The sequence below is a fragment of the bacterium Scap17 genome (assembly GCA_013376735.1).
Taxonomy (GTDB): Bacteria; Pseudomonadota; Gammaproteobacteria; order Pseudomonadales; family Halomonadaceae; genus Cobetia.
Map to the genome: position 1 here is coordinate 1,144,651 of VINJ01000001.1, position 12,947 is coordinate 1,157,597.

Genomic DNA, 12,947 nt, shown 5'->3' on the forward strand with positions numbered 1-12,947 from the left:
GGCGTGCCGTCAGTGTCTGATCTGTCGTCTATCACAGGGCGGTGCGCCGTTTTATCCCAGGCGGTGCGTCGTTTTATCAAGGTAAGGCGCGCCGCTATGGCAACGCCCTGAACAACGCCTTTCAAGGAAATTCTGCATGCTGATCTATGCCTGCCTGCTGTTTGCGGCACTGATGCTGGTGCTGACCAAGGCTCCGGTCGCCTGGGCGCAACAGCGAACCGGTCGCTACGACAACCACGATCCGCGCGCACAGCAGCGTGAGCTGACGGGCTTCGGGGCCCGCGCGCTCGCCGCGCACCAGAACACCATCGAAGCCTTTCCGCTGTTTGCCGCCGGGGTGCTGGTCAGCCTCATCGCTGCACCGGGCGCCCCCATCGCGACCACGCTGGCGGTGGTCTTCGTGCTGGTGCGTCTGGGCTATTGGGGCTGCTACCTGGCCAATATCGCCTTGCTGCGATCACTGCTGTGGGGCGTCGGCTATCTGGTCTCGCTGGCGCTGATGGCGATGCCGCTGTGGATGTGATGCCTGCAGTGCCGCAGAGCCTGCTGGGGCTGGCCGTCAATCCCGCTGATGTGCCGGCCGCGGGTGGCGTATTGGATGACGCCAGCTGGGCGCGGGCGCTGACCGGATTCCTGAGCTTCATTCCGCACACGGCGCGCTTGAACGTCAGGGTCGAGGAGGTCGCCGCGCCGGCCATCCGCATGCAGCTGCCGTGGCAGCCGGCCTGGATCGGCGATCCACATCGCAGGCTGGTACATGGCGGCGTGTTGACCATGTTCGCCGATACGCTGTGTGGCAGCGCCGTGCTCACGGGGCTGTCGGCACCGGAAGTCTGCCCGACGCTGGATCTGCGTCTCGATCACTACCGACCCGGCGTCGAGGGGCTGGCGTTGGTGGGCGAGGCGCGCGTGCTGCGGGTCACGGAATCGATGGTGTTTACCGAGGCACAGATCTGGCAGCAGCCGGGCAAGATCCTGTGTCGTGCGATCGGCAACTTCGTCAGGCTCGGCGAGCGCAATACGCCCAGCGGCTTTGCCGAGGCGCTGCTGGCGGCGGCCAACGCTCAAGCCCCCGCGAATCCCTCCATGCCCGAGTCCGGACCGCACGGGCAGTCATCACAGGCTGCACAGCCAGCAGGCGAGAAAACCGAGCCGCAGGCTACGCGTGATGCCCGAGACCCGCGCGGGCTGCTCAGTGCACGGCGTTTCGTCGAAGGGCAGCGCACTCACGCCGACCTGGCGGCGCTGCTGGCGAGTCTGCCCTACGCGCAGGCGATCGGGCTTGGGCTGTGTGCCATTGATGGGCAGCAGGCGGGCGCGGCCTGTGATCTCGACCTGCATCCCGAGCAGGCGCTGAGCTATTCCATGGCGGCGATGCCCGACAATGTCGGCAACCCGATGCTGCCTGCAGTGCATGGCGGTGTGCTGGCCGCGGCGATGGAAACCGCCGCCACGCTTGAGGTGCTCAGGCGGCATGGGCGCGGCGGTCGTGAAGCACGCCTGCCCAAGCTGATCGATTTTTCCATCGACTATCTGGCCACGGCGCACGGCGATCAGGTGACGCGCATCGACTGTGAAGTGATGCGTGAAGGTCGGCGCATGACCAATGTGCGCGTCAGCGCCTGGCAGAAATCCCGCGAGCAACCGGTCGCCAGCGCGCGCATGCACTTCGTGCTGGAGTCACTCGCCTCCCCATGATGGGCAGGCGATATCTGCTCTGCAGGCATCACACCTGAGAGCACCTCCCTGAATGCCAGCGCTTCGTTGGCTCCCTCCGTTGTCTCCTTTCATTGCTACCCCAGGGAGCCGCTTGGGTGTTTCTATGGCACACGCCTGGCGCGTATGGCGCAATCATCTGTCGCTAGTGCCTTGAAATCCCTCACCCTTGCCCCATATCTGATCCACGAGTGCTTCCTGCGATCTGCCGCCCAAGAAAGGCAGGCGTCGGCGAGCCGGTTCCATTGTTGCGGGGGCGCTCTGGCCACCGCGAATCTTCTTTTCAGGCATCCACGACATAGAGGTCCTTTTCGATGACGACCGCCACTCACACCGAAACGCATGGCTTCCAGACAGAAGTGAAGCAGCTGCTTCACCTCATGATCCACTCGCTGTATTCCAACCGCGAGATCTTCCTGCGCGAGCTGGTCTCCAACGCGGCGGATGCCTGCGACAAGCTGCGTTACCAGGCGCTGGACAACGACGCCCTCTACGGCAACGACAGCGAACTGCGCATCGAGATCGAGCACGATGCCGAGGCGAAGACCATCACCCTGCGTGACAACGGCATCGGCATGAGCCGTGACGATGTGGTCGCCAATCTGGGTACCATCGCACGCTCCGGCACTGCCGAGTTCATGAAGAACCTGTCTGGCGACCAGCAGAAGGATTCGCGTCTGATCGGTCAGTTCGGTGTCGGCTTCTACTCCGGCTTCATCGTCGCCGACGAGATCACCGTGCGCACCCGTCGCGCCGACCTGGGCGCTGATCAGGGCGTCGAGTGGAAGTCCCGTGGCGAGGGCGAGTTCAGCGTCGCCGACATCGAGCGTGCCGAGCGCGGTACCGAGATCGTGCTGCACCTCAAGGACGATGCCGTCGAGTTTGCCGACGATTATCGCCTGCGCAGTCTGGTCACCAAGTACTCCGACCATATCGAACTGCCGGTGCGCATGAAGCGCGTCGAGAAGGACGAGGAAGGCAACGAGCAGGTCCACTGGGAAACCGCCAACTCCGCCACTGCGCTGTGGGTGCGCTCCAAGTCCGAGGTCAGTGACGAGGAGTACAAGAACTTCTACAAGCACGTCTCGCATGACTTCTCGGACCCGCTCAGCTGGAGCCACAACAAGGTCGAGGGCAAGCTCGAGTACACCAGCCTGCTGTTCGTGCCGGGCCGTGCGCCGTTCGATCTCTACCAGCGCGATGCCGCGCGTGGCCTGAAACTCTACGTGCAGCGCGTCTTCATCATGGACGACGCCGAGCAGTTCCTGCCGCTGTACCTGCGCTTCATCAAGGGCGTGCTGGACACCAATGACCTGTCGCTGAACGTCTCGCGTGAACTGCTGCAGCAGGACCCGCAGGTCGACAAGCTCAAGTCCGCGCTGACCAAGCGTGGCCTGGACATGCTCAAGAAGCTGGCCAAGGACCCCGGGCAGTACCAGACCTTCTGGAACCAGTTCGGCTCCGTGCTCAAGGAAGGCCCGGCGGAAGACTTCGCCAACCGTGAGAAGATCGCCGAGCTGCTGCGCTTCTCCACCACCGAGACCGACAGCGCGACCCAGGACCAGTCACTGGCCCAGTACGTCGAGCGCATGAAGGAAGGCCAGAGCAAGATCTACTACCTGGTGGCCGACAGCTTCAATGCCGCCAAGTCCAGCCCGCACCTCGAGATCTTCCGCAAGAAGGGTATCGAAGTCCTGCTGCTGACCGACCGCATCGACGAGTGGCTGATGAGCCACCTCACCGAGTTCGACGGCAAGTCCTTCGCGGATGTCGCCAAGGGCGATCTCGATCTCGGCGATGTCGAGAACGAAGAAGAGAAGAAGGCCCAGGAAGAGACCGCCAAGGCCAAGGAAGATCTGGTCAAGCGCGTCAAGGAAGCGCTGGCCGAGAACGTTCAGGAAGTGCGCATCACGCACCGTCTGACCGATTCCCCGGCCTGCGTGGTGCTGCCGGAGCACGAGATGGGCTACCAGATGCGCAAGATGATGGAAGCCGCTGGCCAGCCGCTGCCGGAAGTGAAGCCGATTCTCGAGCTGAACCCGGAGCATGCTCTGGTCACGCGTCTGGAAGGCGGTGAAGGCGATTACTTCACCGACCTGGCACACGTGCTGCTCGATCAGGCCATCATCGCCGAAGGCGGTGCGCTGGAAGATCCGGCCGCCTACGTGCGCCGCCTGAACAGCATGCTCAGCGCCTGAGACGGCGGAACGATCGAGTCACTGGCTTGATCAGGCATGTCCGCCACGACGCCCTCGCAGCCTGTGCTGCGGGGGCGTTTTGCGTTGGGTGTGTCGTCAGCGATAGCGTCCAGTGCGAGGTGCAGAGCGTGAAGGGCAGGAAGGCGGCAGGGTAGGAAGGGATGAAGGGAGGAAGGGGAAAGGAAAAAGAAAAAAGAAAAAAGAAAAAGGTGAGGATGCGCAGGGAGCGCAGAGCGCGCCGCGTCAGTAGAGCGAAAAGGCGGGCACCGTCTGGCGGTCTGTCGGTGACGGACGACAGGGCTTGCCGTGTCTTTCCTCGCTTGGCCGACCGCGCCATCTTCTCGCGTACGCGTTTTTAGGGTTTCATGCAGCCTCATGAGATACGCTGATGGTATCTCGCGTCTTGCTACTGCATCCCTCTCGATGAGCGCAGCACATGACTTACCTACCTTTCTCTGCGGGTTGGCTGACTGGCGGAGTGCGTGGCATGCCACGCCTGGCTCGCCTGCCACGCCTGCCACGCCTGCCCGCGTGGACGTGGGCCTGGCCGCGGCGCTCGTGGCGCCTGAGCCCTGTTCGTCTGGGCTCTGTCCGTCCGGGCTCTGTTCATCTGAGCCCTGCTCGCCTGTTCATCGCTGCCTTGCTGCTGGTGATGGGGCTGGGCTCGATGGCGCAGGCGGCACGGCTGGATGATGAGCTGCTGGCCCGTGACAGGACCCATCAGATGCCGGACCTGCGGCCCTATCCCGCGGGCAACCAGCGCAAGGTCGCCTTCTTCGAGCTGATGATTCCGCTGGTGGTGGCCGAGAACCAGCGCATCGCCGAGCAGCGCGACTGGTTGCTGGCGATGCGCAAGCGCGCCGGTGATGGAGGGCGTGACTACAGCGAGCGCGAGCAGGAGCGCCTCAATGGCCTGTGTGATCAGGTCAATCTGCCCTGTGATGTCACGCGCGAAGACATCGGCGTCAGCTGGACGCGCCTGCTGCTGCGCATCGATACCCTGCCGCTGGACATGGTGCTGGTGCAGGCCATCGAGGAGTCGGGCTGGGGGACGTCGGGTCATGCCCGTGAGGCCAACAATCTGTTCGGCATGCGTTGCTTCTCGCGCGGCTGCGGTATCGGGCCGCTGGGGCGTGAATATCGGCGCTTCGAGAGCCTGGAGGCGGGTATCGCCGCCTATTTCGACAATCTCAATTCCCAGCGCAGCTACGCCGAGCTACGTGAGCTGCGCGGGCGTCTGCGCAACGCGGGCCAGCCGGTGCGCGCCGAAGACCTCATCCCGACGCTGAGTGCCTACTCGACGCGGGGCAACGCCTACTTCACCACGCTCTATGAACTGTTGCGTTGGAATCGTGGCCTGATGCGTACCGTGCGTGAGCGCCTCGCGGCCAATGGCGCGCTGTCCTAGTCATGATCGCGCAGCGAAGGTCTTGCCCCCCGCGCTGACAGGGGGGATCATGCCGCCATGCATCTGAGCAATGATCAACGGCGAATTCTCGCCCATCCCTTTCCCTCGCGCCTGCGCGATCGCACGCCGGCCAACAGCGCCGAGCACAGCGATTGCGTGGTGGTGCGTGCCTGCGCCGGCAGCGGCAAGACCGTACTGATGGTCGAGCTGGCGCGTACCTACGCCGACGAGACTCTCATCTATACCTCACTCAACCCGGCGGTGGCGGGGCGGACCGCCAGTCAGCTGCCCGCCAATGTCCAGTCGCTGTCGCTGCATCAGCTGGCGCGCCAGGCCTTGATGGAGGAGTACGGCGACAAGCTCAAGCGCCAGCCCGACATCACGCGCCGCCTGGCGCCGCAGAGTCTCAGCTGGCTGGGCAGTCTTTCCAGCCAGTCCCGCAGCCTGATCGCCCAGGGCCTGAACACCTTCTTCGCCGAGAGCGACGCGGTGCCGATGCCTGAGCACCTGCCCGACGGCGTGGCACAACGGCTGAGCGCCAATGAGCTGCGCCAGCTGGTCGAGAGCATGCGACTGGTGTGGGAGTGCCTGCTGGACCCCGCCGATCACCAGCAGAGCCTGTCGTTCAACGCCTTGCTCAAGCTGTGGTCGCAGCATGGCCAGTCGCTGGAGGCCGACCTGGTGATGCTGGATGAGGCGCAGGACGCCACGCCAGCGTTGCTGGCCATGTTGCGTCGCCAGCGCTGCGACCTGCTGCTGATCGGCGACCCGCATCAGAGCCTGTCGCGCCAGGTGGAAGGCATGAGTTCGCTGGATTCGCCGCTGCTGGCCGATGCCACCGTCTACTCACTGCCCGGCGCCTGGCGCTTCGGGCCGGCATTGGCGGCGCTGGGCACGCGGTTGGCGGCCTGTTCGCCCACCGCGCGTGAACAGGCCATGAGCGGCCTCGGTCCGGCGACCCGTCTGGCGCTGCCCGCAGTGCGTGAAGCATTGCTGCACTCCGGCAGGCGCCACGCTGTGATCAGTGCCGGCCCGGTGGCGGCGTTGAGGGAGGCGCTGGCACTGCACCAGCGCGGCATTGCGGTGGCCTGGCTGGATGGCATCGAGGGCTATCCGCTGGCGGGGCTGCTGGATCATTGGCGACTCTGGCGCGCACATCAGCTGGCCGAGCAGGGCGACAGGGCCAGTCAGCGTGAGTGCTGGCGACTGCTGCCCCCCTCCCTGACGCGGCTCGGACAGACTCCGGCGCAGGTACTGGGGGCTCTGGCGCGTCTCGAGGATCATCAGGCGCGCAGTCTGCATGAGTTGGCCTCCTGGTATGCCCAGGCGCCACTCGATCAATGGATCGGGGAGTTGCGCAAGCACGATGGTGACCTGCAGGCCGCCATCGTCAGTGCTCACTCGCGGGGACAGTCGGTCGAGCTACCCACAGTCATGCTGGGGACGGTGTTCCGCGCCAAGGGTCTCGAATTTGATTGCGTGGTGCTGGCCGATGATCTGGCATTGCCAAGCGAGCGCCAGCAATTGCCCAATCAGGTGCTGGTCACCAATCTCAGCTACACCGCCGCCACGCGGGCACGCCAGCTGCTGGTACTCAATGAGCGCCTGAGCCACTGGTGGCAGGCGCAGGGCGAGAGTGAGCGCTTCCCTCTGCTCGAGGCACTGCCGCAGGCCTGGCTGAGCGAGTCCACGCATGGCGTGCAGGCGCCGCACCCGTGGTGGGGCAAGGCGCGCCTGTCGGAGTTGGCACTGACACCGCGCAAGCGCCTGCTGCTGCGCCGTCATGAGACCTCGCTTGAGAGCACGCCTGCTGCGGTGTCGCCCGCGGCTGGCACGCGCGAGCAGGCGCAAGCCTCGGGCGACCCTGTCAGCCATGCTCAGCACCTGGACCATGATCAGCACCTGGGCCATGCCCGGGACTCCGACGATGCCCTGCAGGCGCTCAAACGTCAGGCGCGCACCGATACGACGGCGCGCAAGCTGTATGAGATGGCCAGCAAGCTGCCACCCGGGCGGCCCTCCGGCGGTCTGCGCAGCCTGTTGACCCCGAGTGATGCCGCCGCGTCCACTTCTTCCCCCAGCGGGTCGCCGACCCCCGGTGGCCCGACGGAGCCTCTTGATGAGTGAGTTTTCCCCTACGCACGCCGCGCACGTGCATGACCTGGCGGCGCTGCGCTTCAACAACCGTTATGCCCGCCTGCCTGAGTACTTCTTCACGCGTGTCGCCCCAGAGCCGCGACAAGGCACGCGCCTTGCCGATGTGAGTCCTGACTGCGCTCGTCTGCTGGGGCTGGAGGCGCCCTTGGACTCCGACGCCTCCAGCGAGGAGGCGCTCGAGCAGCTGCGACTCTTGATGGCCGGTGAGCAGTTGTTACCAGGCATGGACGCATTGGCCCAGAAATACACCGGTCATCAGTTCGGTCACTACAATCCGCAGCTCGGCGACGGGCGAGGCATTCTGCTCGGCGAACTTGAGATCGAACACGGCAAGACCTTCGATCTGCATCTCAAGGGCGCCGGTCGTACGCCTTACTCGCGCTTCGGCGATGGTCAGGCGGTGGTGCGCTCCAGCGTGCGCGAGTATCTGGCCAGCGAGTACATGGCGGCGCTGGGCATTCCCACCAGCCGCGCGCTGGCACTGGCGGTGAATGGCGAGCGGGTCCAGCGCGAGACCGTCGAGCCCGGCGCTACCGTGTTGCGCGTCTGCGAGAGCCACCTGCGCTTCGGGCACTTCGAGTGGCTGGCCCACTCCGGCCGGCATGAAGACCTCAAGACGCTGATCGATCACGCCCTGCGGGAGCACTTCCCCGAGTGCCTGCCCGAGATGTCGGAAGAGCCTTCCGACATGGGCGACATCGGGCGCGAGCCGCTGGATGAAGCGACACGCATCGCCGCCGCGCTGGGCATGTTCGAGACAGTGATCACTCGCACCGCGAAACTGATCGCGGCCTGGCAGGCCTACGGCTTCGTGCATGCGGTGATGAACACCGACAACATGTCACTGCTGGGGCTGACCTTCGATTACGGGCCTTACGCTTTCCTCGATGGCTATGAAGAGAATCTGGTACCGAATCATACCGATCAGGCCGGGCGCTATGGTTTCGCCCAGCAGCCGGGCATCGGGCTATGGAATCTGGAGCGTCTGGGCGTCGCGCTGTCGCCGCTGATCGACGTGGACGCACTCTCCACTGCGCTGGGTGCCTACGAGGGCGAGTTGCAGCGTGAATATGCCCGCCTGATGCGCGCGCGTCTCGGGTTGCCGGATGCTCGCGATGAGGACATGACGCTGGTGCAGCAGTGGCGCGAGCTGCTGGCGGCCGGCAAGGTCGACCACACCCATGCCTACCGCCTTCTCAGTCATTGGGATGTCGCGCAGCCCGCGCCGGAAACGCTGGTCGTGCGCCTGGCCGGCGAGCGTGGGCCGCATGGCAATTCGGCCCGGGCGCGCGATGAAGCCTCGGCGTGGCTTGAGCGCTATCAGGCGCGCGTCATGGCCATCGGGCTCTCTGCCGAGAATGAGCGCCAGCGTCGTCTGGCCATGCTCGGCTGCAATCCGCTCTATGTGCCGCGCACGCATCTGCTGCTGGAGGTGATCGCACGGGTCGAGCAGGGCGATGACACGACACTCAAGGCCTTGCGTCAGCGTCTGACGGCACCCTTCTTCCGCCCCGAGGAGGGTAGTCTGGAGGCGGCGCAGGAGCTGGGGCAGGCGCAGGGCGTCGATGCCGAGCTGGTCGATGACTGGACACGGCCACCGGCGGCGAATGCCGCGCCGATCTGCATGAGTTGCTCGTCCTGAGCGGCTCTGTCAGAGCCGCTCTCATTGAGGGGGCCTGAACTGCTTCGCTGACAGCGCAAGCCAAGGACTAACATCCGCTTTGTGCAATGCGGGAATCACGCGCTGACACTCAAGTCATCGTCATGAATATGGGATGCTGCTGCTGCGGTATCCCATTTTTCATGGCAGGCACTGTCACAGCCATAAGCTCGAGATTATGCGATGCATAACACAAAGCTGAGCTATTCTTGGTGAGGTGCCTTTTGTAAACTCATTGAAAATCAGTGACTTGGTAGTGTCGCAAGGCGCCTGTCAGCATAAGGCGGCTGTTATGACTGTCATAACGATAGCTTTATGCTTGATTTTATTGCTTTTTTTGCAATGCAGCGCTTGACCCTGATGCACCGTCAAGAAAAGACTGATGCTGGACACTCATCGTGTCGCGGGTGATGTCAGGCCTTCTGGCCATGCGTGAGTCACGGCTTGCGATTCAGGCAAGTCTCACCTGTGACAGGCAATAACGTCGCTGAAAGCGCCTCCGGCAGGCAGGATGGCGCGAATCAGCGCTCAACAGGAACGACGCCATGAATCTTTCAAGGCTGGCAGCCTCAGGCATGAACACGGACGTGAAACGAGGTGCGCGATGCTGAATATTCTAGTCGTGCGCGAGATGCGTGCACCGGACCTGGTGACACCCGACGAGGGCGTGAGCAGCACACTGGCGCGCGGGGAGTGCCGCGTCGCGCTGGACCCGGTGACGGCCGGCAAGCTCGCACGTCACCTGGACAGCAGCGTCAGTGACACCAGCGACGCCATCGTGCACGTGGAGAGCGGTGCCGGACGTCATGCGCACTTCGATGATGCGGCCTACGCCGCCCAGGCCGGGGTGGCGGTCGTCGCCGAGGCCGATATCGCAGCGGCGCGTGCCGCGGCGGATCTCGTGCTGTGCGTGCGCACGCCCAGCGAGTCACAGATCAGCGAGTTGCGTGAGGGCGCGGTGGTGGTGGCATTGATGACGCCATACCAGAATCCGCAGCTGATCAGCAAGCTTGCCAGTCAGGGGCTGACCAGCCTGTGCATGGAATTCGTGCCGCGTATCTCGCGGGCCCAGAGCATGGACGCCCTGTCCTCGCAGGCGGGTGTCGCGGGCTATCACGCCGCGCTGCTGGCGGCCAACGAGTCCTCGGTGTTCTTCCCGATGCTGACGACTGCCGCCGGTACCGTGCGTCCGGCGCGTGTCGTGGTGGTCGGTGCCGGCGTCGCGGGTCTGCAGGCCATCGCGACTGCCAAGCGTCTCGGCGCCCAGGTGTGGGCCTATGACATTCGCGCTGCCGCGCGTGAGCAGGTCGAATCGCTGGGCGCCAAGATGATCGATACCGGCGTCGATGCCTCCGGCGAGGGCGGCTACGCTCGCGAGCTGACCGATGACGAGCGCGCCCAGCAGGCCGAGGCACTGGCACGTCACATGGGCGACGCGCATGTGGTGATCTCCACCGCCGCGATTCCGGGGCGTCCGTCACCGCGCATCATCAGCCGCGAGATGGTCGAGGGCATGAAGCCTGGCGCCGTGCTGGTCGATCTCGCCGCCGAAGGCGGTGGCAACTGTGAACTGACCGAGCCTGGCAAGCGTGTCGAGCACGCCGGTGTCACGGTACTCGGCCCGCTGGACATGGCCTCGAGCCTGGCGGTCAATGCCAGCGAGATGTACGCCAAGAACCTTTTCAACCTGCTGACCCCCTACATGAAGGATGGCGAACTGACGCTGGACTTCGAGGATGCGGTGCTCGGCCCGATGCGTCTGACCGATGGCGGCCGCATCACCCACGATGACGTACGCGCTCGCGCGGAGGACGCCGCATGATCGAAGGACTTTCTGCCGTATACATCCTGATGCTGGCGGCCTTCGTCGGCTACGAGGTCATCTCGCGTGTGCCGGTGATTCTGCACACGCCCCTGATGTCCGGTTCCAACTTCATCCACGGCATCGTGCTGGTCGGGGCGATGATCGCCCTCGGTCAGGCCGAGACCGGCATGCAGCAGTTCATCGGCTTCATCGCCGTGCTGCTGGGCGCCGGCAACGCGGTCGGCGGTTATGTGGTCACCGAGCGCATGCTGGAAATGTTCAAGACCAGTGATCGCAGCAAGGGCACAGACGCTGCCAATGGCATCAACGACAAGGAGGCTCGCTGATGAACTGGCTGGTCGAAACAGGGTATTTCGCGGCGGCGGTGGTCTTCATCCTCGGCCTCAAGCGCATGTCACATCCTTCCACGGCACGCAGCGGCATCCATTGGGCCGGTATCGCGATGGTCGTGGCCACGCTGCTGACCTTCCTGCATCCGCAGATTGATGGTCGTTATGGTCTGATGCTGCTGGCCATCGTCATCGGTGGCGGTATCGCCTGGTACTCCGGCAACAAGGTCGAGATGACCGACATGCCGCAGATGATCGCCATCTACAACGGCATGGGTGGCGGTGCGGCAGCGGCGATCGCTGCGGTCGAGCTGATGCGCATGAGCGACAACCCGGCATTGATCGAGCAGCACGGCTCGCTGGCGCTGTGGCTGGGCGTGCTCGGGGCGATGATCGGTGCGGTGGCCTTCTCCGGTTCCATCGTCGCCTGGGCCAAGCTGGATGGGCGCCTCAAGAAGGCGTTCAACTTCCCGAGTCAGCAGCTGATCAACATGATCGTGCTGGGTCTGACGGTCTATCTGGGCGTCGTGATCGCGGCGGTGGAACCGTCCGGCTCGCTGGTGCTGGTGTTCTTCGTGCTTGCGTTGCTGTTCGGCGCGATGCTGGCACTGCCCATCGGTGGCGCCGACATGCCGGTGATCATCTCGCTGTTCAATGCGCTGACCGGCCTTGCGGTGGCAATGGAAGGCTTCGTGCTCGGCAATGCCGCGATGATCATCGCCGGTACTGTCGTCGGGGCGGCCGGTACGCTGCTGACCCAGCTGATGGCCAAGGCCATGAATCGTCCGCTCCGCAACGTGCTGTTCAAGCAATTCGGCGGCGCCTCCGGTGTCGAGCAGGGCGAGATCGAGGGCAGCATGAAGGCTTCCGATCCGATGGACGCCGCCGTGCAGCTGGCCTTCGCCGAGCGCGTCATCATCGTGCCGGGGTACGGCATGGCGGTGGCACAGGCGCAGCACAAGGTCTGGGAGATGGTCGAGCTGCTGGGTGAGCGTGGCGTCGAAGTGCGCTTCGCGATCCACCCGGTCGCCGGTCGCATGCCGGGCCACATGAATGTGCTGCTGGCGGAAGCCGGCGTGCCCTACGATATGATCGCGGACCTGGACGAGATCAACAACGACTTCGAGACCACCGACGTCACGCTGGTCATCGGCGCCAATGACGTGGTCAATCCGGTCGCCAAGAACGACGCCTCAAGCCCGCTGTACGGCATGCCGATCCTCAATGCCGACCAGTCCCGCAACGTGCTGGTGATCAAGCGCGGTCAGGGCTCCGGCTTCTCCGGTGTCGAGAATCACCTCTTCTATCTTGACCACACGCGCATGGTGTATGGCGATGGTCAGAAGGTGGTCGGCGACATGATCACGGCCCTCAAGACGCTGTGATCTGACGCCTCGGCGTGATGGGTCAAGTCTGCCGCCATCCCGCCAGCGCTGAACAGACCGGCAATTTCTGCGCCTCAGGGGCAGGGATTGCCGGTTTTTTATGCATATCGATTGTTCATGCACATCGAGAGTTCATGCGTATCGATGGTTCGTGTAGGTCGATTGCGCGCGAGGCGCGCATGGCAGTCGCGTCACTCAGTCGCGTCAACCAGGCGCAGCCCCTGCGTTGGCCATGAAGCCTGCGCAGACATCTCTTGTTCAGCATTCTC

9 protein-coding genes and 1 pseudogene are annotated in these 12,947 nt (G+C 64.4%); all 10 read left to right on the plus strand.

The window, feature by feature from the left end:
- The first annotated feature begins 136 nt into the window (after positions 1-136).
- A complete protein-coding gene (locus tag FLM52_04955; GenBank protein ID NVN55147.1) occupies positions 137-523 on the plus strand; it encodes an MAPEG family protein in 387 nt (128 codons plus the stop codon).
- Positions 523-1,047 (plus strand): annotated as a pseudogene (locus tag FLM52_04960) (PaaI family thioesterase). The gene FLM52_04955 and the pseudogene FLM52_04960 overlap by 1 nt, the downstream one beginning before the upstream one ends.
- Positions 1,048-1,086: 39 nt before the next feature.
- A complete protein-coding gene (locus tag FLM52_04965; protein ID NVN55148.1) occupies positions 1,087-1,698 on the plus strand; it encodes a PaaI family thioesterase in 612 nt (203 codons plus the stop codon).
- Between the two features lie 332 nt (positions 1,699-2,030).
- On the plus strand, positions 2,031-3,914 hold the full coding sequence (gene htpG / locus FLM52_04970; GenBank protein NVN55149.1) for a molecular chaperone HtpG: 1,884 nt from the start codon (positions 2,031-2,033) through the stop codon (positions 3,912-3,914).
- 436 nt (positions 3,915-4,350) lie between these two features.
- Positions 4,351-5,322, plus strand: a complete 972-nt coding sequence (locus FLM52_04975) for a mannosyl-glycoprotein endo-beta-N-acetylglucosamidase (protein NVN55150.1) — start codon at positions 4,351-4,353, stop codon at positions 5,320-5,322.
- Between the two features lie 57 nt (positions 5,323-5,379).
- Positions 5,380-7,449: an AAA family ATPase gene (locus FLM52_04980; protein ID NVN55151.1), complete on the plus strand. Its 2,070-nt coding sequence runs from the start codon at positions 5,380-5,382 to the stop codon at positions 7,447-7,449.
- The gene (locus tag FLM52_04985) at positions 7,376-9,121 is read left to right on the plus strand and encodes a YdiU family protein (protein NVN55152.1); all 1,746 of its coding nucleotides are present in this window, start codon (positions 7,376-7,378) and stop codon (positions 9,119-9,121) included. The genes FLM52_04980 and FLM52_04985 overlap by 74 nt, the downstream gene beginning before the upstream one ends.
- A 649-nt stretch (positions 9,122-9,770) precedes the next feature.
- A complete protein-coding gene (locus tag FLM52_04990; protein NVN55153.1) occupies positions 9,771-10,961 on the plus strand; it encodes an NAD(P) transhydrogenase subunit alpha in 1,191 nt (396 codons plus the stop codon).
- Positions 10,958-11,290 carry an NAD(P) transhydrogenase subunit alpha gene (locus FLM52_04995; protein NVN55154.1) on the plus strand — a complete coding sequence of 111 codons (333 nt, stop codon included), beginning with the start codon at positions 10,958-10,960 and terminating at the stop codon, positions 11,288-11,290. Before FLM52_04990 ends, FLM52_04995 begins: the two co-directional genes overlap by 4 nt.
- Entirely contained in the window at positions 11,290-12,678 is a 1,389-nt protein-coding gene (locus FLM52_05000) for an NAD(P)(+) transhydrogenase (Re/Si-specific) subunit beta (GenBank protein ID NVN55155.1), read from the plus strand. The genes FLM52_04995 and FLM52_05000 overlap by 1 nt, the downstream gene beginning before the upstream one ends.
- Positions 12,679-12,947 lie beyond the last annotated feature (269 nt).